Annotated in this window: 22 protein-coding genes; 12 read left to right on the top strand and 10 right to left on the bottom strand. The window is 75.7% G+C overall.

Features of this window, described 5'->3' with window-relative positions:
• Positions 1 to 3: 3 nt before the first annotated feature.
• A complete protein-coding gene (locus AB6N23_RS05110) occupies positions 4 to 588 on the bottom strand; it encodes a MarR family winged helix-turn-helix transcriptional regulator (protein ID WP_412865014.1) in 585 nt (194 codons plus the stop codon).
• Positions 589 to 667: 79 nt separating this feature from the next.
• Here AB6N23_RS05110 and AB6N23_RS05115 point away from each other — a divergent pair, with 79 nt between their 5' ends.
• The 6 genes from AB6N23_RS05115 to AB6N23_RS05140 all read left to right on the top strand — a co-directional run bounded on the left by AB6N23_RS05115 (position 668) and on the right by AB6N23_RS05140 (position 7313).
• Positions 668 to 2932: an LLM class flavin-dependent oxidoreductase gene (locus tag AB6N23_RS05115; RefSeq protein WP_412865015.1), complete on the top strand. Its 2265-nt coding sequence runs from the start codon at positions 668 to 670 to the stop codon at positions 2930 to 2932.
• A gap of 246 nt (positions 2933 to 3178) precedes the next feature.
• Complete coding sequence (locus tag AB6N23_RS05120) at positions 3179 to 3787, top strand: hypothetical protein (RefSeq protein ID WP_412865016.1); 609 nt, start codon at positions 3179 to 3181, stop codon at positions 3785 to 3787.
• A 34-nt stretch (positions 3788 to 3821) separates the two neighbouring features.
• Positions 3822 to 4907: an amidoligase family protein gene (locus AB6N23_RS05125; RefSeq protein ID WP_412865017.1), complete on the top strand. Its 1086-nt coding sequence runs from the start codon at positions 3822 to 3824 to the stop codon at positions 4905 to 4907.
• Complete coding sequence (locus AB6N23_RS05130; protein WP_412865018.1) at positions 4904 to 5515, top strand: SigE family RNA polymerase sigma factor; 612 nt, start codon at positions 4904 to 4906, stop codon at positions 5513 to 5515. Before AB6N23_RS05125 ends, AB6N23_RS05130 begins: the two co-directional genes overlap by 4 nt.
• Positions 5512 to 6282: a hypothetical protein gene (locus AB6N23_RS05135; RefSeq protein WP_412865019.1), complete on the top strand. Its 771-nt coding sequence runs from the start codon at positions 5512 to 5514 to the stop codon at positions 6280 to 6282. The genes AB6N23_RS05130 and AB6N23_RS05135 overlap by 4 nt, the downstream gene beginning before the upstream one ends.
• 275 nt (positions 6283 to 6557) lie before the next feature.
• Complete coding sequence (locus AB6N23_RS05140) at positions 6558 to 7313, top strand: hypothetical protein (protein ID WP_412865020.1); 756 nt, start codon at positions 6558 to 6560, stop codon at positions 7311 to 7313.
• A 65-nt stretch (positions 7314 to 7378) separates the two neighbouring features.
• On the opposite strand, the gene AB6N23_RS05145 is transcribed toward AB6N23_RS05140, so the two are convergent.
• Together AB6N23_RS05145 and AB6N23_RS05150 are read right to left on the bottom strand one after the other, a co-directional pair.
• Positions 7379 to 7669 (bottom strand): hypothetical protein, encoded by a 291-nt coding sequence (locus tag AB6N23_RS05145; protein WP_412865021.1) that lies wholly within the window; start codon positions 7667 to 7669, stop codon positions 7379 to 7381.
• Positions 7670 to 7683: 14 nt separating this feature from the next.
• Positions 7684 to 9384, bottom strand: a complete 1701-nt coding sequence (locus AB6N23_RS05150; RefSeq protein ID WP_412865022.1) for a sodium:solute symporter family protein — start codon at positions 9382 to 9384, stop codon at positions 7684 to 7686.
• A 343-nt stretch (positions 9385 to 9727) separates the two neighbouring features.
• On the opposite strand from AB6N23_RS05150, the gene AB6N23_RS05155 reads away from it, so the two are divergent.
• Entirely contained in the window at positions 9728 to 10639 is a 912-nt protein-coding gene (locus AB6N23_RS05155) for a cutinase family protein (protein WP_412865023.1), read from the top strand.
• Positions 10640 to 10714: 75 nt separating this feature from the next.
• On the opposite strand, the gene AB6N23_RS05160 is transcribed toward AB6N23_RS05155, so the two are convergent.
• Complete coding sequence (locus tag AB6N23_RS05160; RefSeq protein WP_412865024.1) at positions 10715 to 11773, bottom strand: aspartate-semialdehyde dehydrogenase; 1059 nt, start codon at positions 11771 to 11773, stop codon at positions 10715 to 10717.
• A gap of 3 nt (positions 11774 to 11776) precedes the next feature.
• The gene (locus AB6N23_RS05165; protein WP_412865025.1) at positions 11777 to 13066 is read right to left on the bottom strand and encodes an aspartate kinase; all 1290 of its coding nucleotides are present in this window, start codon (positions 13064 to 13066) and stop codon (positions 11777 to 11779) included.
• Positions 13067 to 13306: 240 nt separating this feature from the next.
• Here AB6N23_RS05165 and AB6N23_RS05170 point away from each other — a divergent pair, with 240 nt between their 5' ends.
• From AB6N23_RS05170 to AB6N23_RS05185, 4 genes are all read left to right on the top strand, one after another.
• Positions 13307 to 14623 carry a cellulose binding domain-containing protein gene (locus AB6N23_RS05170; protein ID WP_412865026.1) on the top strand — a complete coding sequence of 439 codons (1317 nt, stop codon included), beginning with the start codon at positions 13307 to 13309 and terminating at the stop codon, positions 14621 to 14623.
• Between the two features lie 60 nt (positions 14624 to 14683).
• Positions 14684 to 15349 (top strand): cellulose binding domain-containing protein, encoded by a 666-nt coding sequence (locus AB6N23_RS05175; protein WP_412865027.1) that lies wholly within the window; start codon positions 14684 to 14686, stop codon positions 15347 to 15349.
• A 96-nt stretch (positions 15350 to 15445) separates the two neighbouring features.
• Positions 15446 to 16432, top strand: coding sequence for an ABC transporter ATP-binding protein (locus AB6N23_RS05180; protein ID WP_412865028.1), 987 nt, complete (start codon positions 15446 to 15448; stop codon positions 16430 to 16432).
• Positions 16433 to 16437: 5 nt separating this feature from the next.
• Positions 16438 to 17598 carry an ABC transporter permease gene (locus AB6N23_RS05185; protein ID WP_412865029.1) on the top strand — a complete coding sequence of 387 codons (1161 nt, stop codon included), beginning with the start codon at positions 16438 to 16440 and terminating at the stop codon, positions 17596 to 17598.
• Positions 17599 to 17731: 133 nt separating this feature from the next.
• Here AB6N23_RS05185 and AB6N23_RS05190 read toward each other — a convergent pair whose 3' ends face one another.
• The 4 genes from AB6N23_RS05190 to AB6N23_RS05205 all read right to left on the bottom strand — a co-directional run bounded on the left by AB6N23_RS05190 (position 17732) and on the right by AB6N23_RS05205 (position 20500).
• Positions 17732 to 18307 carry a DUF5063 domain-containing protein gene (locus tag AB6N23_RS05190; protein ID WP_412865035.1) on the bottom strand — a complete coding sequence of 192 codons (576 nt, stop codon included), beginning with the start codon at positions 18305 to 18307 and terminating at the stop codon, positions 17732 to 17734.
• A 109-nt stretch (positions 18308 to 18416) separates the two neighbouring features.
• Complete coding sequence (gene recR, locus AB6N23_RS05195; protein WP_412865030.1) at positions 18417 to 19016, bottom strand: recombination mediator RecR; 600 nt, start codon at positions 19014 to 19016, stop codon at positions 18417 to 18419.
• Between the two features lie 9 nt (positions 19017 to 19025).
• Positions 19026 to 19634 carry a peroxiredoxin gene (locus AB6N23_RS05200; RefSeq protein ID WP_412865031.1) on the bottom strand — a complete coding sequence of 203 codons (609 nt, stop codon included), beginning with the start codon at positions 19632 to 19634 and terminating at the stop codon, positions 19026 to 19028.
• Between the two features lie 95 nt (positions 19635 to 19729).
• Positions 19730 to 20500: a TetR/AcrR family transcriptional regulator C-terminal domain-containing protein gene (locus AB6N23_RS05205; protein WP_412865032.1), complete on the bottom strand. Its 771-nt coding sequence runs from the start codon at positions 20498 to 20500 to the stop codon at positions 19730 to 19732.
• Between the two features lie 83 nt (positions 20501 to 20583).
• Between AB6N23_RS05205 and AB6N23_RS05210 the strand changes: the two genes are divergently transcribed.
• On the top strand, positions 20584 to 20961 hold the full coding sequence (locus AB6N23_RS05210) for a VOC family protein (RefSeq protein WP_412865033.1): 378 nt from the start codon (positions 20584 to 20586) through the stop codon (positions 20959 to 20961).
• Positions 20962 to 20979: 18 nt separating this feature from the next.
• Here the strand turns inward: AB6N23_RS05210 and AB6N23_RS05215 are convergent.
• On the bottom strand, positions 20980 to 21185 hold a 206-nt coding region (locus tag AB6N23_RS05215), incomplete at its 5' end, for a hypothetical protein (RefSeq protein WP_412865034.1).

The following is a 21185-nucleotide window of genomic DNA, read 5'->3' on the forward strand; positions in this document are numbered from 1 at the left end:
GCGTCAGGCGTCGACGGCCCGGGCGACGAGCGCCGGGCGCCCGTCCGGGCGGGGCGGGGCGCTGTCCGTGCGGGCGGGGTCGGCGTCGACCTGCGGCCCGTCGGCGTGGGGCACGTCGGCCGGGGGTGCGGGCGCCTCGCGGACCACGCGGCAGACGTCCTCGCCGTGCGCCGGTGCGCCGGTCAGCCGGGTCAGGAGGCCGCGCAGCACGGTGCGCTCCGCGGGCTCGAGCCCCGCGAGGACGTCGTCCTCCGCGGCCGTGACGCGGGCGGCGAGGTCCGTGTGCGCGGCGCGCCCCGCGTCGGTGGGGGCGATCCGCCGCACGCGCCGGTCGGCGGGGTCGGGACGCCGCTCGACGAGGCCGCAGCCGACGAGCTTGTCGACGAGGTACGTCATGACCGTCCGGTCGATGCCGAGCCGCGCCGCCAGCGCCGCCTGCGTCGGCGGGGCGCCGTCGACCACCGCGGCGAGCACGTGCCAGCCGCGCGGGCCGGACGGGACGTCGGCGACGGCGTGCTCGACGGCCGCGCGCCAGCGGCCCAGCAGGGTGCCGAGCTGCCAGCCGAGGTCGCCGCCGGACGTCGTCATGCCCTGAGCGTACTCGCGGTGACACAGATCGTCTGCCGTGCATACGATCGTGCTCGCAGACGACAGGAGACGCACCACGATGACCGACTACGGCCACGAGCTGACGTTCGGCACCTTCCTCACGCCGCAGGCCGCGGACCCGCAGGCACCCGTGGCGCTCGCCGTGCTCACCGAGCAGGCCGGCCTCGACCTCGTGACGTTCCAGGACCACCCGTACCAGCCGGCGTTCCTCGACACGTGGACGCTCCTGACCTGGGTCGCCGCGCGCACCGAGCGCGTGCACCTGGCGGGGAACGTCCTCAACCTGCCGCTGCGGCAGCCCGCCGTGCTGGCCAAGGCCGTCGCGAGCCTCGACGCCCTCTCGGGCGGGCGGGCCGAGCTCGGGCTGGGCGCCGGCGGGTTCTGGGACGCCATCGAGGCGATGGGCGTCCCGCGGCTCACCCCCGGCCAGGGCGTCGACGCCCTCGGCGAGGCGATCGACGTCATCCGCGGGCTGTGGGACACCGGCGAGCGGCGGCCGCTGCGCGCGGGCGGTGCGCACCACCACGTCGCCGGGGCGAAGCGCGGACCCGCACCCGTGCACGACGTCGGCATCTGGGTCGGCGCCTACAAGCCGCGCATGCTGCGGCTCGTCGGCGAGAAGGCCGACGGCTGGCTGCCGTCCCTGGGGTACCTGCAGCCCGGCGACCTGGTGCGCGGCAACGCGGCCGTCGACGAGGCCGCCCGCGGCGCGGGCCGCGACCCGCGCGAGGTCCGCCGGCTGCTCAACCTGTCCGGCCGGTTCTCGCCCGCGTCCGACGGGCTGCTCGTCGGCCCGCCCGAGCAGTGGGTCGACGACCTCGTGCGCCTCGCGCTCGACGACGGCATCGGCACGTTCGTGCTCGGCACCGACGACCCCGCGACGATCCGCACGTTCGCCGAGCGCGTCGCGCCGGCGGTGCGCGACCAGGTCGCCGCGGCGCGCGCGACCGCCGGCACGCAGACCGGGCCCGTGCGCTCCGTCGCGCAGCTGGCGAAGCGCGCCGCCGGGATCGACTACGACGCGGTGCCCGCGGGCCTCGACGCCGTCGAGCCGGGCGACCGCCGGTACGCGTCGCTGCGCTCGACGTACATGCGCCGCGGCGAGCCGGGGCTCGTGCTGCTGCCGCGGACCGTCGAGGAGGTCGTCGACGGGCTCGCCTACGCGCGTCGGCAGCGCGGGCCGCTGGCCGTGCGGTCGGGCGGCCACGGCATCAGCGGGCGGTCGACCAACGACGGCGGCGTCGTGCTCGACGTCGGCCGGCTGGACCAGGTCGAGGTCGTCGACGCCGCGCGCCGCCGGGTGCGGCTCGGCGCCGGCGCGACGTGGGGTGCCGTCGCCGCCGCGCTCGGGCCGCGCGGGTGGGCGATCTCGTCGGGGGACTACGGCGGCGTGGGCGTCGGCGGGCTCGCGACGACGGGCGGCATCGGGCTGCTCGGGCGCTCGTACGGGCTGACGATCGACCACGTCGTCGCGGCCGAGGTCGTCACCGCCGACGGCACGGTGCACCGCGTCGACGCCGAGCACGAGCCCGAGCTGTTCTGGGGCCTGCGCGGCGCCGGCGGCAACCTCGGCGTCGTCACGTGGGTCGAGGTCGAGGCCGCCGAGGTGCCGGACGTCGTGTTCGCGACGATGGTGTTCGACGCGTCGGAGCCGGGCGTGCTGCTCGAGCGGTGGGGGCGCCTGGTCGAGGCGTCGCCGCGGCAGCTGACGAGCTTCCTGCACCTGCAGGCGTCGTCGCCGGGGCGGGGGCCCATCGCGCAGGCGATGACGGTGTGGGCGGACGACGACGCGCAGGCGGCCGTCGAGGCGCTCGAGCCGATGCTGGGCGTCGCACCGGTGCTCGACCAGCGCGCGCAGCTGACCCCGTACGCGGGGATCGTCGGGCCCGTCGCCAGGCACCACGACGGCGGCGCGCCGCCGGTGTCGCGCTCCGGGTTGCTCCGGACGATGACCCCGGAGGCCGCCCGGGACCTGGGGCGCGTCCTCGAGTCCGGCGAGACCACGCTCGTGCAGCTGCGCGCCACCGGCGGCGCGGCCAACGACGTCGCCCTCGACGCCACGGCCTACGCGCACCGCGACCACGCGTTCTCCGCCACGGCGTTCACCTCGCGCGGCTCCCGCGCCGGCCTCGACGACGTCTGGGACCGCCTCGCGTACCCGCACATGGACGGCCTCTACCTGTCGTTCGAGACCGACCCGCGCCCCGAGCGCCTCCTCGACGCGTTCCCGCCGGCGACGCTGACCCGCCTGCGCGCGCTCAAGCGCACGTACGACCCGGACCACGTCTTCGACCAGAACTTCCCGATCGACCCGCGCGCCTGACCGCACACCGTCCACCGTCCCCCCGCCGCCACCGTCCCCGCCGCCGCCGCCACCACCAAGACTGCCCCCGAACGGAATACCGGTGCGGCTCCAGCGCCCGTATCGCGACACCGGTATTCCGCTCGGCAGGCGTGGGGTGGGGGTGAGGTGGGGCGGCGGCGGACGAGGTGCGGATCGGACTCCACACATCCGGGTCGGGAGGCGTCTTCAGAGGGCACGCATCCACGAGCCCTCACGGAGGACCCGATGAACCCGAGCACCACCGCCCCGTCCCGTCGCAGCCGCCTCGTCGCGGTCGGCGTCATCGCCTCGACGCTGACCGTCGCGGGGGCCGGCGCCGCGATCGCCGCCAACGCCGGGAAGGTCCCGGACAGCGCCGGCGACGCCCCCGCGGCGGTCGCCGCCGACGCACCGGCCCCCGCACCCGTCGCCGCGGACGCCCCGGCCGCGGCGGAGGCCGGGGACCCCCTCGGCGGGCTGTCGGACGCCTACACGCAGGAGCAGTACGACGCGCTCTGGGGTGCCGGCTACACGACCCAGGACCTCGAGGCGCTGGCCGCGCTGTGGGGCACGGAGTACGTCGAGACGAAGGCCCGTGTCGGCCAGATGGTCCTCGACGGCGAGGCGGTCCCGGTGGCCCCGGGCTCCACGCCCTTCGACGCGGACGACCCGTCCGGCTACAACCCCGCGCAGTACGACGCCCTGTGGGACGCCGGGTACACGTTCGACGACGTCGAGGCCCTCGCCGCGCTGTGGGCCACGGACGTCGCCGAGACGAAGGCGCGCGCCGGTCAGGCGCTGCTCGACGGGCAGACTCTCCCCGTCGCGCCCGGCAGCACCCCCGCCGGCTCCTGACCCACCCGCCCACCCCCGACGAGACGAGGTCCGCGTGGACGAGCTGACGCTGCGCACCGGGTTCGAGATCGAGCTGCTGGCGCCCGCGGGGTCGGACCGGCAGGAGCTGGCGACCGTGCTGGCGGAGCGCCACGGCGGTGCCGTGCGGCGGTCCTTCCACACGGACAGCGAGCCGTCGGCGGTGCCGGGCGTGGGCGTCTTCCGTCACCTGTCGCCCGCGTTCGACGTGGTCGACGCGGCCGGTGCACCGGTCGCGCGGCTGGTGGACGACATCACCATCGAGGCGGACCTCGCCCCGGCGCCCGGGTCGCGCACGCGACCCGGGCACCGGGGGTGGTACCGGCTGCTCTCCGACGACGCACGCCTGCTGCGGCTCGTCGCGCAGCACGCCGACCCCGGGGCGCCCCTCGCGAGCGTGCTCGACCCGGTCGCGGCGCTGTTCGGCGTCCGGGCCGACGTGTTCGCCGCCGCGGCGCGCGTGAACGACGCGACGGGGGCGACGATCGCGGTCGCGCTGCCGCTGCCGGCGGGGCGCGAGCGCCCGTGCGAGGTCGTCACGCCGCCGCTCGTCGCCGACCACGCCGCCGCCCTCGAGCGCCTGCTGGCGCCCGCGCGCGAGCTCGGCTTCACGGTCCCGCGCGAGGCGGCCGTGCACGTGCACGTCGACGGCGCCCCGTTCCGCCGGCCGGCCGCGTTCGCCAACGTCGTGCGGCTGTTCGCGCACTGGCGCGAGCCCCTGTGGGCCGCGCTCGGCACCAACCCGGCGTGCCGGCGCCTCGCACCGCTGCCCGACGCGCTCGTCGACCTGGTCGAGCGGCCGTGGGCGGACGACGACGCGGGCTGGGCCGGGCTGCGCACCGAGGCGCGCGCCGTGGGGCTCACCAAGTACGCGGACGTGAACCTCACGCAGCTCGTGGTCGAGCGGCCCGTCCGCGACACGGTCGAGGTGCGCGTCCTGCCCGGCGACGTCGACGGGCACGCGGTCGTCCGCCGCGCCGCGGTCGTCGAGCGGCTGCTGCTGCGCTGCCTCGACCCCGCGCCCCTCCCCCGGCCCGGCGCCGCCGCGGCCCGCGACCCGCGCGCCGCTCTCGACGAGCTCGCGGCGGTGGCCGTCCGATGACGACGTGGATCCGGACGGCCGGCCCCGACAGCGCCGCGATCCCCGTGGTGGTGCCGGCGCGCGCCCGGCCGCGCGCCGACCCGGCGGCCGCGGCGGACCCGGCTGCGCGCGCCCTCGACGACGTCGTGCGCGACCACCTGCCCGGGCTCCTGCGGTACGCCACGGTCCTCGTCGGCGACGGGCACACCGCGGCCGACCTCGTGCAGGAGGTGCTGCTGCGCGCGCACGTCCGCTGGACGCGCATCTCGCTGCTCGACCGCCCCGACCTGTACCTGCGCCGCATGGTGACGAACGAGCACCTGTCGTGGCGCCGGCGCTGGCACGTGCGGACCGTCCACCCCGCCGACGACGGCGTCCTCGCCGCGCACGCCCGGCCCCAGGGCGACCACGCGGACGCCGTGGTCCGGGACGACGCGATGTGGCAGCACCTCGCCGCGCTGCCACCGCGCCAGCGCACCGTCCTCGTGCTGCGGTACTACGAGGGCCTGACCGACCCGGAGATCGCGACCGTGCTCGGCACATCGAGCGCGACCGTCCGCTCGCACGCCTCCCGCGCCCTGGCCGCGCTGCGCCAGACCGACCTCACCACCCGACCGGAGCACCGATGAGCCAGCCGCACCCGGCCGCGGGCGACGCCCCCGAGCCGACCTCCTTCCCGGCCACGCCCTTCCCCGCGACCGACGACGAGCTCGCCGCCCGCATCACCCACGCGCTGCACGCCCGCGCCGCCGCGCAGCGCCCCGACCTCGACGCGGTGGCCGCCCGGCTGCGCGCGGAGGCCGGCCGCCGGGACGCCCAGCCGGCCACGGTCCGTGCGCTGCACCGCGGCGGCAAGATCGTCGCCGCGGGCCTCGTGACCGGCACGCTGGCCGTCGCCGGTGCGGGCGCCGCGGCCGCGGCCAACCCGTACTCGTCGGTCGCCCGCGCCGTCGAGGGCGCGGCGCAGGCCGTCGGCATCGACTGGTCGGCCATGCCGGACGGCTACACGCGTGAGCAGTACGAGGCGTTCTGGGACACCTACGACGTCCGGGAGGCGTCGGCGCTGAGCGTCCTGTGGGGCACGGACATGATCGAGACCAAGGCGCGGGCCGGGCAGATGCTGCTCGACGGGCAGGCGCCCCCCGTCGAGGAGGCGTTCGCGGCGTCCCCGGAGGACGCCGCGATGCGGGCGGCGGACGAGGCGTTCCCCGCGTTCTGGGCGGCCGGGTACACGACCGAGGACCTCGAGCAGCTCGTCGAGCTGTGGCAGGGCGACGTGTTCGAGGTCAAGACGCGCGCGGGCCAGACCCTCCTCGACGGCGGCACGCTCCCGATCCCCCCGTCGGGCACCCCGCGGACCACCGACGACGCCGGCGCTCCCCCGGCCCGCCCCTGACGGCGCCCGTCCCCCACCCGCCCCCGGCCACGTCCCCCTCGGCCACGCTCACGTCAGCCGCCGACCTCGTCCGACCTGCCCCGACCTCGTCAGGTAGCGGTGACGTGGTCGAGGCCGGGGTGACGAGGTCGGCGCGGGAGCGGCGCGCGCGGGGGTGATGTACCGGTTTCGCCCGGTTCGCGCCTTGTCGGGCGCGTCCGTGCAGGGCTACTCCGGTTCCAGGGGCGGCTCGCACCGGACGGAGCGTCCGGGGCCGCCCCGGGACGGGGGACGAGATGACGACAGCACGAGGGACGCGCGGGGCACGCGGAGCAGCCCGGGTCCGCGCGGTCCGCGCCGCCGTGGTCGCGGTGCTGGTGGCGGGCGCCGCCCTGGTCGCACCGCCCGCGACGGCGCACGGACGGACGACGCTCGACGTCGACGCGCCCGCGCACGTGGTCGCGGGCGTGCCGTTCGACGTCACGGTCACGGTGCGCGACCGGGGCCGTCCGGCGACGGGCTACCGCGGCACCGTGGAGCTGAGCACCGACGACCCGCTGGTGCGCGCGCTGCCGCCCGCGCACACGTTCACGGCGGCCGACGGCGGCACGGTCACGTTCACCGGCGTGACGCTCGTCGGCACGGGCCGGCACCGCGTGGCGGCGCAGGACGTGGACCGGCCGCGCCTGGACGGCGCCGACCGCGTGCGGGTGCGCGACGCGGGCGCGGCGATCGAGGGCCAGGTGCTGTCCGGCTTCGACCCCGTCGAGGGCGGCCAGGTCACCGTCTACGACGCGGTGACGGGCCACGCCCTCGCCACGGGCCCGGCGGACATCGACGGGTACTACTACCGGATCACCGGCCTGCCCGCGGGCGCGGTCAAGGTCGGCGCCGTGGTGCCCGGCCCGTACGAGCCGGACTTCGCCAACAACCGGGACACGCTCGAGGAGGCCGACGTGTTCGTCCTGCAGCCCGGGCAGACGCTCGTGCAGAGCTGGGACGCGGAGGACTTCGGCCCGTACCTCGACGTCCAGTACGTCTGGCCGTCCTGAGCCGGGACGGCGGGGGCGGTGCGCCCCGCCGTCGCCCCGGGCGCGTCGTCGTTCCGGGCGCCTCGTCACTCCGGGCGCATCGGGTCCTGCGGGTCGGTGCCGGTGCCGGTGCCGGTGCCGCGCGTGACGACCAGCGGGCGCAGCCGCACCCACAGCAGGAACCCGCCGGCGACGACGAGCAGCCCGATGCCGGTCCACAGGTTGACGTTCGCGCCGTCGGCCTTGGCCAGGTCGTCCTCCGACGTGAAGAACAGCCCGACGACCGTGATGACGAGCCCGTAGATGCCGAGCAGCGCGCCGATGATCGTGCGGATGTCGAACGCGCGGACCACCCGCGCGGTGTCCTGCGAGGCCATGTCCGGCTCCTGTCTCAGTGGAAGACGACGTTGAGGCCGACGACGAGCACCAGCGCGATCGCGGCGAGGCGCGTCGGGCGCTGGTACCAGGGCAGCGTGTGCTCGGCGGGGTCGGTCCGCAGCTCCTTCGGCGTCAGCGAGTACACGAGGCCGCGCAGCTCGGACTCCGCCTTCGGGCGCGTGACCGTCGTGACGGCGACGCTCACGAGGATGTCGACGACGAACGCCGCACCCGCGGCGGCGAAGCTCGCGCCCTGCCCGGACAGCGGGATGACGCCGAGGCTGAGCGGGCCGAGCGCGTCCTCGCTGAGCACCGCGACGAGGATCGCCGCGATCGTGCCGCTCGCCAGGCCCGACCAGCCGGCGGTCGCCGTCATGCGCTTCCAGAACATGCCGAGGATGAACGTCGCGAACAGCGGCGCGTTGAAGAACCCGAACAGCGTCTGCAGGTAGTCCATGAGGTTGCTGTAGCCGGACGCCAGCAGGGCGGTGAAGATCGCGACGACGGTCGCCGCCAGCGTCGCGAGGCGGCCGACCCTCGTGTAGTAGTCGTCGGGCTTGTCCTTGACGACGTACTGCTGCCACAGGTCGTAGCTGAAGACCGTGTTGAACGCCGAGATGTTCGCCGCCATGCCGGCCATGAACGCCGCCAGCAGACCCGCGATCGCGATGCCGAGCATGCCGTTGGGCAGCAGGTCGCGCATGAGCAGCAGCAGCGCGTCGTTGTACTGGATGTCGCCGCCCTCCTGCCCCTCCTTGAGCGCGACGATCTCCGGGGACAGGACGCTCGCGATGATGCCCGGGATGATGATGATGAACGGCACGAACATCTTCGGGAACGCGCCGATCACCGGCGCCCGGCGCGCGGCCGACATCGACTCCGACGCCATCGCGCGCTGCACCTCGACGAAGTTCGTCGTCCAGTAGCCGAACGACAGGACGAAGCCGAGCCCGAACACGATGCCGATCACCGACAGCACCGGCGAGTCGAAGCCGGTGAGCGCCTGGCCGGGCCACGACGACAGCTCGCTCTCGCCGCCCGGGCCCGCGCTGACGCGCTCCACCAGGCCGTCCACGCCGCCGACGCGGTGCAGGCCGACGAGCGTCAGCGGCAGCAGCGCCGCGACGATGACGAAGAACTGCAGCACCTCGTTGTAGATCGCCGCCGAGAGGCCGCCGAGCGCGGTGTAGCTGAGCACCACCGCCGCCGCGATGACGAGCGAGACCCACAGCGGCCAGCCGAGCAGCACGTTGACGATCGTCGCGAGCAGGTAGAGGTTCACGCCCGCGATGAGCAGCTGCGCGAGCGCGAAGCTCAGCGCGTTCACGAGGTGCGCTCCCGTGCCGAACCGGCGGCGCATGAACTCGGGGACGCTGCGCACCTTCGAGCCGTAGTAGAAGGGCATCATCACGATGCCGAGGAACAGCATCGCCGGGATCGCGCCGATCCAGTAGTAGTGCATGGTCGCCATGCCGATCTCGGCACCGTTGGCGGACATGCCCATGACCTCGACGGCGCCGAGGTTCGCGGAGATGAACGCGAGTCCCGTCACCCAAGCGGGGAGCGCGCGCCCCGAGAGGAAGAAGTCGAGGCTCGTCGAGACCTGGCGCCGGGCGAGCAGCCCGATGCCGAGGACGAACACGAAGTAGATCGCGACGAGCGCGTAGTCGACGGCGTTGGCGTCGAGCCGCAAGGCGTCGGTGGCCTGGTCCACGGCGAGCTCCCTGGAGGACGGGCGGAAGTCGCCGGCGGAGGTCGTCGTCGTCCTCCGCCGGCGGGGCGACGGACACGCTAGGACCGCGGGGCGCGACGCGCGCGGCGAGGGGCATCCCGGGGACGTCACGAGCGTCACACCTGCGGGAACGCCCCGAGCCGTGGGCCGCTCGGGCGCGCGCGGACCGCTCTCGAAGCGCTTCACCCGATCGGGCGCACCTTCGATGAGAGGGTTCACATGAATCGGAGGAATCGGACATCCTCCGAGCGGCCCGGCCGGTTCCGGGCCGCCCGGGTGCCACGTCGCCGTGGCCCGTCCCCCCGATGCTCAGCGAGGCTCCTTGATGCGTCCCGTCCGTTCCCGCCGCTCCCTCGTCGCCGTCCTGGCGCTCGTCACGACCTTCACCGGCGGCGTGGTCGCCGCCACGTCCGCCACCGCCGCCACCGGCTGCTCCGACGTCGAGCTCGTGTTCGCCCGCGGCACGGGCGAGCGCGCCGGGCTCGGCGTCCTCGGCACGCCGCTCGTCCGCGCGCTGCAGGCCGAGCTGCCCGGCCGGTCGGTGTCGTCGTACGCCGTCGACTACGCCGCCAACAGCGCCCAGACCAGCGCGGGCCCGGGCGCGACCGACATGACGCGCCGCGTCGTGTCCCGCGCCGCCGCCTGCCCCGGCACCCGCTTCGTGATCGGCGGGTACTCGCAGGGCGCCACCGTCACCGACATCGCGATCGGCATCCGCACCGGCACGACCAGCGGCGAGGCGATCCCCGCGAACCTCGCCGACCGCGTCGCCGCCGTCGTCGTCTACGGCAACCCGCTGGGCCTCACGGGCCGCACCATCGCGCAGGCCAGCCCGACGTACGGGCCGAAGGCCAAGGAGTTCTGCAACACCGGCGACCCGGTGTGCCAGCGCGGCGGCGGCAACTTCGCCGCGCACATCACGTACGCGACGAACGGCACCGTCACCGAGGGCGCGCGCTTCGCGGCCGCGCTCGTCAACCAGACGGCGCCCACCCCGGCGCCGACGAACCCGGGCACGACGCCGACGCCGAGCCCGACGAGCCCGACGAACCCCGGCCAGCCGGCCACGTGCGTCACGGCCAGCACCCGCGACCACGTCGAGGCGGACCGCGCCGTCCGCGTCGGCCTGCGCACCTATGCCCGCGGCTCGCGCGACCCGCTCGGCTACTGGTCGAGCCGCACGTCGGTCTCCCTCTCCCAGACCACCGACGGCTGGGACCGCGTCACGAGCTGCTGACCCGGGTCCCGCCCGCGGCTCAAGCGACGAGGCCCGGACCGCTCGGCGGTCCGGGCCTCGTCGGGCGTGCGGGGGTCAGACGATCGCGAACCGCCGCGCCACGAGCACCTCGGCGATCTGCACGGCGTTCAGCGCCGCGCCCTTGCGCAGGTTGTCGTTGCTGATGAACAGCGCGAGGCCGCGGCCGTCGGGCGCGCCCTCGTCCCGGCGGATCCGGCCGACGAACGACGGGTCCTGGCCGGCGGCCACGAGCGGCGTCGGGACGTCGGCGAGCTGCACGCCCGGCGCGGTCGACAGCAGCTCGGTCGCACGCTCGACCGTGATCTCGCGCTCGAACTCGGCGTTGACCGACAGCGAGTGGCCCGTGAACACGGGCACGCGCACGCACGTCCCGGAGACGAGCAGGTCCGGGATGTCGAGGATCTTGCGCGACTCGTGCCGCAGCTTCTGCTCCTCGTCGGTCTCGTGCAGCCCGTCCTCGACGATCGACCCCGCGAGCGGGATGACGTCGAACGCGATCGGCGCGACGTACTTCTCCGGCGACGGGAACGCGACCGCCCCGCCGTCGTGGACGAGCCCGAGCGTGTCCTGCTCGACGGCGGCGCGGACCTGCCGGTCCAGCTCCTCCGCCCCGGCGAGGCCGGACCCCGACACCGCCTGGTACGTGGACACGACGAGCCGGCGCAGGCCGGCCTCCGCGTGCAGCACCTTGAGCACCGGCATCGCGGCCATCGTGGTGCAGTTCGGGTTCGCGACGATGCCCATCGGGATCTCGTCCAGCGCGTCCGGGTTCACCTCGGACACGACCAGCGGCACGCGCGGGTCGCGGCGCCACGCGGACGAGTTGTCGACGACGATCGCGCCCGCCTCGGCGAACCGCGGCGCGTGCTCCTTCGAGGTCGAGCCGCCGGCCGAGAACAGCGCCAGGTCGATGCCCGACAGGTCGGCCGTCGCGACGTCCTCGACGACGACGTCCTCGCCGCGCCACGGCAGCGTCGTGCCGGCCGAGCGCGCGGAGGCGAAGAACCGGATCGAGCCGACCGGGAAGTCACGCTCGTCGAGCAGGCGCCGCATGACGGTGCCCACCTGGCCCGTCGCGCCGACGACCGCGACCCGCAGCCCGTTGTCCGCCATGCCTCAGCGCCCCGTCCCGCCGTACACGACGGCCTCGTCCTGCTCGGAGTCCAGCTCGAACGCGGTGTGCACGGCGCGCACCGCGTCGTCCAGCGAGTCCGCCCGCGTCACCACGGAGATGCGGATCTCGGAGGTGGAGATCATCTCGATGTTGATGCCGGCCTCCGACAGCGCGGCGAACAACCGTGCCGAGACGCCGGGGTGCGACTTCATGCCCGCGCCGATGAGCGAGAGCTTGCCGATCGCGTCGTCGTACTGCAGCGACTGGAAGCCGATGTCCGGCTGGTGCGCCGTGAGCGCCTGCGTCGCCGTCGCGCCGTCGGTCGCGGGCAGCGTGAAGGAGATGTCCGTCAGGCCGGTCGCGGCCGCGGACACGTTCTGCACGATCATGTCGAGGTTCACGCCGGCGGCGGCGACGACCTCGAAGATCCGCGCGGCCTTGCCGGGCACGTCCGGCACCCCGACGACGGTGATCTTGGCCTCGCTGCGGTCGTGCGCGACGCCGGCGATGATCGGCTGCTCCATGGTCGTGTCCTTCTCGGAGTCGAGGTCGGGGTCGGGCTCGTTCGTCACGAGCGTGCCGGTGTGCGTCGAGAACGACGAGCGCACGTGCACGGGCACCTCGTACCGGCGCGCGTACTCGACGCAGCGCAGCATGAGGACCTTCGCGCCGCTGGCCGCCATCTCCAGCATCTCGTCGTAGCTGATCCGGTCCAGCTTGCGCGCGTTCGGCACGATGCGGGGGTCGGCCGTGAACACGCCGTCGACGTCGGTGTAGATCTCGCAGACGTCGGCCTTGAGCGAGGCCGCGAGCGCGACGGCGGTGGTGTCGGAGCCGCCGCGGCCGAGCGTCGTCACGTCGTTGGTCGACGGGTTGACGCCCTGGAAGCCGGCGACGATCGCGACCTCGCCGCGCGCGACCGTGTCGCGGATGCGGCTCGGGCTGACGTCGATGATGCGGGCCTTGCCGTACACCTCGTCGGTGATGACGCCGGCCTGCTGCCCCGTGAACGACTTCGCCTCGACGCCGAGGTTGTTGATCGCCATCGCCAGCAGCGACATCGAGATGCGCTCGCCGGCCGTCAGCAGGATGTCCATCTCGCGCTGCGGCGGCAGCGGCGTCACCTGCTGCGCGAGGTCGATGAGCTCGTCCGTCGTGTCGCCCATGGCGGAGACCACGACGACGACGTCGTGGCCGGCCTTCTTCGCCTCCGTGACCCGCTTCGCGACGCGCTTGATGCTGGTGGCGTCGGCGACGGACGAGCCGCCGTACTTCTGCACGATGAGGGCCACTGGTCGCAACGCTTCCCGTCAGGTCGGTCGGGGGACCGGGCGAGTGTAGGTCCGGACCAGGATGCGGACGGGTGTGATTTCGACAGACGGACAGCGGCGTCCGGGCGCCTGAAGCGTTTGGGGACCTGGCCGCGCGCACCGCGCCGGGCGCACGCTCACCGGGTCGAGTGCGACCCGCCCCGCCCCCGGGCACGTCGCCGCTGCACCGCGCCGCACCACCGCGCCCGTCCGGGGAGAACCATGACCACCACCCGCCTCACCACCCGCGCCCGCGCGGTCGTCGCCGCGCTCGTCGCGGTGCTGCTCACGTCCCTGGGCGTCCACGTCGCCGCGACGGCGCAGGCCGTCGAGACGTGCGCCGTCCAGTGGACCGCCAGCTCCTGGCCCGGCGGCTTCGTCGCCGAGGTCCGGGTCACCACCGGCCCCGCGCGCGACGGCTGGACGCTCACGTGGGGCTCCGGGCGGCACACGCTGACCAACGGCTGGAGCGCGCAGGTGTCGGAGAGCGGCGGGGCGTGGACCGCGCGGAACGCGGCGTGGAACGGCCGCGTCCCCGCCGGCGGCACGGTGACGTTCGGCTACCAGGGCACGTCGACCGTCCACCCCGCGCCGCGGCCGGACTCGTTCCGCCTCGACGGGGTGCTGTGCGAGGGCGAGACCCTCCCGCTGCCGACGGACCACGGGGGCCTGCCGACGCCGACGCGCACGGCCACGCCGACCGCGACCCCCACGACGACGCCGACGGTCGTCCCGACGCCCACCGCCACGCCGACGCCCACCGCCACGCCGACCGTCGTCCCGACGCCGACGCCGACGCCGACGCCGACCCCCACGCCCACGCCCACGCCCACGCAGCTGCCCGGCACCTGCACCGGCTCCTTCTGCGACGGCTTCGAGACGCAGACGTCCACCACCCCGTCGGCGCCGTGGACGGTCGTGCACCCCGACTGCTCCGGCACGGGCCGCGCGTCCGTCGACTCCTCCGTCGCCCGCAGCGGCAGCCGCTCGCTGCGCGTCGACGGCGCCGTCGGGTACTGCAACCACGTGTTCGTCCAGGCGCAGGGCACGCAGCCCGCGGGCGCCACGCCGCCCCCGGTCACGTACCTGCGCTTCTGGGTCCGGCACACCACCGCCCTGCCGGCGTCGCACGTGACGTTCCTGGCGATGCACGACGCGAACGACGGCGGCAAGGACCTGCGCATGGGCGGCCAGAACGGCGCGCTGCAGTGGAACCGGTCGTCGGACGACGCGACCCTGCCCGAGCAGAGCCCGTCCGGCGTCGCGCTGTCCCGCCCGCTGCCCACGCAGCAGTGGCACTGCGTCGAGGCCCTCGTCGACGGGACGTCCGGCCGCCTGACCACGTGGCTCGACGGCGCGGAGGTGCCGGGCCTGGTCGCGGACGGCAGCCCGAACCACGACGTCGACCGCCAGTGGTACGCGAGGTCGTGGGCGCCGCGGCTGACCGACCTCAAGCTCGGCTGGGAGAGCTACGGCGACGGCGCGGACACCCTGTGGTTCGACGACGTCGTCACGGGGACGCAGCGCACGGGCTGCTGACCGGGCCCGCACCCCGACGCCCGCCCCGCCCCGCCCCGCCCCGCCCCCAGGAGGAGCACCATGACGACCACCCGCCGCGCCACCCGTCCGAGCGGCCACCTCCCCGCCCGGGCGCGCGCCGTCCTCGCCACGCTCGCCGCAACCGCCCTCACCGCGGCGGGCCTGGTGACGGCGGCGGCGCACGGCCCGGCGGTGGGCGTGACCGTCGAGCGGTGCAGCGCGCAGTTCACGACGTACGGCTGGGACGGCGGCTTCGTCACGCACGTGCGCGTCACGACGCCCGTCGCGCTGACCGGCTGGGTCGTCGAGTGGATGGACGTGGTGCCCGGCACCCGGCCCGCGGGGACGTGGAACGCGACGGTGACGGCGGAGCCGCGGCAGGGCACGCACTACTCCGGGTCGCAGTACACCGCGCGCTACCACGCCTGGAACGGCACGGTGCCGGCCGGCGGCGCCGTCGAGTTCGGCTTCCAGGGCACCACGACGGCGACGCCGCGGGACCCGATGGGCGTGCGGCTCAACGGCGAGGCCTGCACGGGGTACGTCACGCCGACCGAGGGCTGGGGCGGCCCGCCGCCCTCGCCGACGCCGACGCCGACCCGCACGTGGAACCCGACACCGACACCGACGGGCACGTGGAACCCGACGCCCACGCCCACGCCGACGGGCACCCCGACCCGCACGCCCGCGCCCACCGCCACCGCGACCGCCGCCCCGACGCGCTGAGACCGGCCCCCTCGGCCCGTGGTCGGCCGGCGGCCCACCCGCTGTCCGACCACGGGTGGACCCCGGGCGTGGGCGGACGGGCCTAGCGTCGTCGCCATGCCCGACACCCGCTCCCCGGCCGCCCCGCCCGACGGCACCGCCGGCCCGCACGGCACCGCCGCGCCCGTCGCCGCGCACGGCATCGAGGTGTGCGGCCTGCGCCGCGCGTTCGGCACCGTGCAGGCGCTCGACGGCGTCGACCTCGTCGCCCGCACCGGCGCCGTGACGGCGCTCGTCGGCCCCAACGGCTCCGGCAAGACGACCCTGCTGCTGGTGCTCGCCGGGCTGCTCGTGCCGGACGGGGGCGAGGTGCGCGTCGCCGGCGCCGACCCGGTGACGCAGTCGGCCGCCGCCCGCGCCCGCACGGGGTGGATGCCGGACGCGTTCGGCACGTGGGACTCGTTGACCGCGCGCGAGGTGCTGACGACGTTCGCGGACGCCTACCGCGTCCCGCGCGCGACCGTCCCGGGGCGCGTCGAGGAGCTGCTCGCGACCGTGCACCTGTCCGAGTACGCCGACCGGCCCGCCGCCGTCCTCTCCCGGGGGCAGAAGCAGCGGCTCGGCCTGGCGCGCGCGCTCGTGCACGACCCGCAGGTGCTGCTCCTCGACGAGCCGGCCAGCGGCCTCGACCCGCGCTCGCGCGTCGACCTGCGCGTCCTGCTGCGCCGCCTCGCCGACGAGGGCCGCACCGTCCTCGTCTCCAGCCACGTGCTGTCCGAGCTCGAGGAGATGGCGGACGACGCCGTGTTCCTCTCGCGCGGGCGGACCGTCGCCGGGCACGTCGCCGACGACGCGACGGCCGCGCGCCGCACCTGGCGCGTCCGGGCGCTCGACCGTGCGCCGCTCGTCGCGTGGCTCGACGGCACGGGCGTGCCGTGGCGGGCCGACGACGACGGCGGCGTGCTGCTCGACCTCGACGGCGACGCCGCCGCCGCGGCGCTCGTGCGGGACGCGGTCACGGCCGGCGTCCCCGTGGTGCAGGTCGCGCCCGCGGGCGGCGCGCTGGAGCAGGCCTACCTGGCCCTCGACGAGGAACGGCGGTGACCGGCGTGAGCACGCAGACGCAGGACGTGACGACGAACCGGCCGGCCGACGCGGGCGGCGGCACCTGGTCGCTGACGTGGCACGGCGTGCGGACGGTCGCGGCGCTCGAGCTGCGCCAGCGCGTGCGCTCGTCGCGCTGGAAGAGCGCGCTGGTCGTGTGGGTCGTCGTGGTCGGCGCGATCACGCTGCTGTCGTCGGGAGCCCTGGCCGCGATCAGCCGGACCGAGTCGGACCCGCCGTCGCGCGGCCCGCTGCTGTTCGCGATCGTCACCGTGCTGGTGCTGGGGCTCGGGCTGCTCGTCACGCCCACGCTCACGTCGACCGCCGTCAACGGCGACCGCGGGGCGGGCACGCTGGCGACGCTGCAGGTCACGCTGCTGTCGCCGGTCGAGATCGCCGTCGGCAAGCTGCTCGCGGCGTGGTCCGCGGCGCTCGCGTTCCTCGCGGCGAGCGTGCCGTTCCTCGTCGTCGCGCTCGCGCTCGGCGACGTGCCGGTCGCGGCGCTGCCGCGGGTCGTCGTCGTGGTCGCCGTGCTGCTCGTCGCCGTCTGCGGCGTCGGCCTCGGCTGGTCGACCGTCGCGGCACGGCCCGCCGGCTCGACCGTCCTCACGTTCCTCACGGTCGCCGGGCTCACCGTCTTCACGCCCGTGTTCTTCGGCATCGCGTTCCCCACCGTCACGCAGACGGAGACCGTCACCGTGCACGGCATCCCGCCGGAGCAGTGGGCGGAGCTCGACGGGCTGGAGCTCGAGAACGGCGTCCCGGCGGACGCGACGTGCGAGACCTACACCGACGAGCGCGAGGTGACGCACACCGACCGCATCTGGTGGCTGCTCGCGCTCAACCCGTTCGTCGTCGTCGCCGACGCCGCCGGCACGTCCCCGGGCGGCGCCGACGAGGCGGTCGGTGCCGGGCGGCTCGACCCGCTCGGCACGGTCAGCGAAGGCGTCCGGTACCTGCGCGGCGGGCCCGCCGACGTGCTCGAGGAGTGCTGGCTCGAGGACGCCGGGTCGAGCGCGTTCGGCCCCGAGCAGGAGCGCGCGGGCGCCGTCTGGCCGTGGGGCCTCGCCGCGAACGTGCTGCTGGGCGTGCTCGGCTTCGTCGTCGCCGTCCGCCGCCTCCGCATCCCGCAGCGCACCCTCGCCCGCGGCACCCGCGTCGCCTGATCACCACCCCCACCAGCACCAGCACCGAACGGAATGCGGGTGCCGTTCTGACGGCTCAGAACCGCACCGGCATTCCGTTCGGCGGGGGTGTGCGGCGAAGGTGTGCGGCGGGTTGTGCGCGGCGGGCGGGGCGTCAGGGCTGGAGGGCGTCGTACTCCGCCTCGGCGGCGACGTCGTCGTCCACGTCCAGACGGACGTGGGCGATGATCGTCTGCAGCGCGCGCAGCGTGCTCGCGGCACGCTCGCCCCAGTCCGACAGGTAGCTGAACTGCCACCACCACAGCGCCTCGAGCACGTGCCCGCGGTCGTGGTGCGCCAGGCCCTGCGTGAGTGCGCCGACGATGGCGACGAGGTCGCCCGAGATCGTCGACTCCTCGATCTCCGGGCCGAGGATCGGGTCGATGACCTCGACGTACTCGTCGATGCCGTCGAACAGGTTCGCCAGGTTCACGCGCAGCGGCTCGAGGTCGGCGTCGGGGCCGACGTCCGGCTCGAAGCGGGACGGCGGGACGACGTCGGTCGTGGCACCCAGCCGCGCACCGGCCGCCAGCAGGTCCGACACCGCGAGGAGCAGCAGCGGCATCGACGCCTCCGGGGCGGACCCCGCGGCGACCTCGGTGACCGTCGCGAGGAAGCTGCGCGACTCCTGCGCGACGGCCTCGCCGATCTCCCGCAGGTCGGTGTCGGCGAGCGGACGCTCGTCGTCCATGGGCACGTCCCCCAGGGGCACGCCCCCTGTGCGCTGGTCCTCGGTCATCTCGTCGTCCCCCTCGCAGGTGCGCGCCGCGCGGGCGGCGCCGTCGTCGTGCGCGCCGACGTCACGCGCTCAGCCGTCGTCGGCCCTCGAACGCGCGGCCGAGCGTCACCTCGTCCGCGTACTCGAGGTCGCCGCCCACCGGCAGGCCGGACGCGAGCCGGCTCACCGTGAGCCCCATCGGCACCAGCAGCCGCGCCAGGTAGGTGGACGTGGCCTCGCCCTCGACGTTCGGGTCGGTGGCGAGGATGACCTCGGTGACGGTGCCGTCGGCGAGGCGCGTCATGAGCTGGGCGATCCGCAGGTCGTCGGGGCCGACGCCCGCGATCGGGTTGATGGCGCCGCCGAGCACGTGGTACGTCCCGCGGAACTCGCGCGTGCGCTCGATCGCGACGACGTCCTTGGGCTCCTCGACGACGCAGATGACCGCCGGCGACCGGCGCGGGTCGCGGCAGATGCGGCAGCGCGGCTCCTGCGCGACGTTGCCGCACACCTCGCAGAACTGCACGCGCGCCTTGACCTCCGTCAGCGCGTCCGCCAGCCGGCGCACGTCCGACGGGTCCGCGGCGAGGATGTGGAACGCGATGCGCTGGGCGCTCTTGGGACCGACGCCGGGCAGCCGCCCGAGCTCGTCGACCAGGTCCTGGATCGCGCCCTCGTACACCCCGCCAGCCTAGGCGCTCGGCGGGCCGGCGGCGGCGTCCTCGTGCGTCCGCAGCCAGGCGAGCACCTCGTCGGCGTGCGTGCCGGGCGGGAACACGGGGTGGAAGACGTGCGACACCACCCCGTCGCGCACCACGAGCGTGAGCCGACGCAGGTAGGTGCGGCCGCCCAGCTCGAACGTCGGCAGGCGCAGCATCCGCGTCGCGCGGCCCTCCGCGTCCGACAGCAGCGGGTACGGCACGTGCAGGCGCTCGGCAGCGGCGCGCTGGTCGGCGGCGGCCTGACCGGAGAGGCCGAGGACCTCGCCGGCGCCCGCGTCGCGCAGCTCCGCGAGGTGGTCGCGCATCGAGCAGACCTCGGCGGTGCACCCGCGCGCGCCCGGGAACGCGTCCCACCCGTCGGGCAGCGGGACGCCCGGGGTGCCCGTCATCGGGTAGACGAAGACGACCGCGCGGTCCAGCGTGGACAGGTCCACGGCCGGTCCCGCCGTGGACGGCAGCACGACCGCCGGCAGGCGCGTGCCCGGCAGGTGCCGCGCGGCGCCGTCGTCGACGGGCGCGGGCAGGTTAGGCGGCAGCTGCGCGAACGCGTCGGCGAGGTGGGCGTGAGGGGCGGGCACGGCGGCCACGGTCCCGGGGCGACGCGTCCGACGTCAAGGCCCTGCCCGTCGGTGCGGCCACGCGCCCTGTGCGGCGCGCGCCGGGCACCGCCCGGTCAGGCGTCGGCGGGCAGCGCCCCGAGGGCGTCGAGGACGCGGTCGAGGCCGAACCGCCATGCGTGGTCCGGGCTGTACGCGGCGCCCTGCGCGGCGCCGGCGGCCGCGCCGACGCGCTGCGCGAGGGGGTGCGCGTCGGCAAGGTAGGCGGCGAGCCGGGGGCCCCACGTCCCCCACTCCGCGGCCATGGCGGCGCCGTGCGGGTCGGGCCGGCGGGCCCGCGCGGCGCCGCGGACGAAGTCGAGGACGAACGTCAGGGCGGCATCGCGGTCGGCGTCCGCCAGCCGCAGCGGGTCCAGCGCGCGGAGCTCGTGGTCGTACTTCGCGATGGTGCCCGGCCCGAGCGCGGTGCGCTGGTCGGCGACGTCGAGGAGCCAGGGGTGCTCGGTGAGCAGGGTCAGGTTGGTCTCGGCGACGGTGCGCACACGGCCGCGCCACGCGGGGTCGGCGGGGGCGCGGTCGGCGGAGGCGGGGCCGGCGGGTGCGTCGTCGGCGTAGGGCGGGCGGGGCATCGCGGCGTGGACCGCGTCGGCCATGAGGACGAGCAGGTCGTCGAGGCTGCCGACGTGCGTGTACAGGGCCATCGCGGAGACACCGAGGACGCCGGCGAGCCGCCGGGCGGTGACCGCCGCGAGGCCCTCGGCGTCGGCGAGCGCGACGGCGGCGTCGACCGCGTCGGACGTCGAGACGCGGGCGCGCGGCCCGCGCGTGCCGCCACGCGGCGCGTCCGGGTGGTCGCGCCAGAGCAGGTCGACGAGGTCGCGCGCCATCTCACCCCTCCGTCCGGGAACACCGCGCCGCGGCTGACGTTGTACAGCGTACGTAGTTATTTACCACCGACTCAGGAGGTCCCGTGCACGCCGGCTCCATGACCGTGTCCCTCAACGTGGCGGACGTCGAGGCGTCCGCCCGCTTCGCGACCGAGCACCTGGGCTTCGTCCGCGGCATGGCCGCCGACGGGTTCGTCGCGCTCGAGCACCCGCAGGCGCACGCCCACGTGGCGCTCCTGCGCACCGGCCTGTCGTCGTTCCGGCCCGCGTCGCACGCCGGCGCCGCCGGGCAGGGCCTGCTCCTGGCCTTCGTGGTGGACGACCTCGACGCGGAGTTCGCCCGCATCGCGGCCGCCGGCGCGCAGGTCGTCACGCCGCCCGAGACCGAGCCGTGGGGCGAGCGGTACTGCCAGTTCGTCGACCCGAACGGCATCGTCTGGCAGCTCGTGCAGTGGCTGTGACGGTCGCCGGCGGGCGGCTCACAGCCCGCCGTCGACCTGCTCGTCGATGACCCGGCCGCCGAGCACCTGCATCACCAGCGGCGCGCCGACCAGCCCGGACGACGAGATCGTCGGGTCGTCCGGGCTGGGCTCGTCGGGCTCGGCGGTGCGCGCCTGGCTCTGCGCGGCGCGCGCCGCCGCGATGCCACGCTCGCGCGCCGACGTGGGGGCGCCCGTCGCCGGCG

It is taken from the genome of Cellulomonas pasadenensis (assembly GCF_047229365.1).
In the GTDB taxonomy this organism is placed as follows: Bacteria; Actinomycetota; Actinomycetes; order Actinomycetales; family Cellulomonadaceae; genus Cellulomonas.

Excerpts from the sequence above, each read along its gene's own strand:
- AB6N23_RS05135 (WP_412865019.1), top strand. The coding sequence starts at position 5,512 with ATGAGCCAGCCGCACCCGGCCGCGGGCGACGCCCCCGAGCCGACCTCC.
- AB6N23_RS05140 (WP_412865020.1), top strand. The coding sequence starts at position 6,558 with ATGACGACAGCACGAGGGACGCGCGGGGCACGCGGAGCAGCCCGGGTC.
- AB6N23_RS05145 (WP_412865021.1), bottom strand. The coding sequence starts at position 7,669 with ATGGCCTCGCAGGACACCGCGCGGGTGGTCCGCGCGTTCGACATCCGC.
- AB6N23_RS05205 (WP_412865032.1), bottom strand. The coding sequence starts at position 20,500 with ATGGCGCGCGACCTCGTCGACCTGCTCTGGCGCGACCACCCGGACGCG.
- AB6N23_RS05190 (WP_412865035.1), bottom strand. The coding sequence starts at position 18,307 with ATGGACGACGAGCGTCCGCTCGCCGACACCGACCTGCGGGAGATCGGC.
- AB6N23_RS05180 (WP_412865028.1), top strand. The coding sequence starts at position 15,446 with ATGCCCGACACCCGCTCCCCGGCCGCCCCGCCCGACGGCACCGCCGGC.
- AB6N23_RS05120 (WP_412865016.1), top strand. The coding sequence starts at position 3,179 with ATGAACCCGAGCACCACCGCCCCGTCCCGTCGCAGCCGCCTCGTCGCG.
- AB6N23_RS05155 (WP_412865023.1), top strand. The coding sequence starts at position 9,728 with ATGCGTCCCGTCCGTTCCCGCCGCTCCCTCGTCGCCGTCCTGGCGCTC.
- AB6N23_RS05170 (WP_412865026.1), top strand. The coding sequence starts at position 13,307 with ATGACCACCACCCGCCTCACCACCCGCGCCCGCGCGGTCGTCGCCGCG.
- AB6N23_RS05110 (WP_412865014.1), bottom strand. The coding sequence starts at position 588 with ATGACGACGTCCGGCGGCGACCTCGGCTGGCAGCTCGGCACCCTGCTG.
- AB6N23_RS05115 (WP_412865015.1), top strand. The coding sequence starts at position 668 with ATGACCGACTACGGCCACGAGCTGACGTTCGGCACCTTCCTCACGCCG.
- AB6N23_RS05130 (WP_412865018.1), top strand. The coding sequence starts at position 4,904 with ATGACGACGTGGATCCGGACGGCCGGCCCCGACAGCGCCGCGATCCCC.
- AB6N23_RS05175 (WP_412865027.1), top strand. The coding sequence starts at position 14,684 with ATGACGACCACCCGCCGCGCCACCCGTCCGAGCGGCCACCTCCCCGCC.
- AB6N23_RS05160 (WP_412865024.1), bottom strand. The coding sequence starts at position 11,773 with ATGGCGGACAACGGGCTGCGGGTCGCGGTCGTCGGCGCGACGGGCCAG.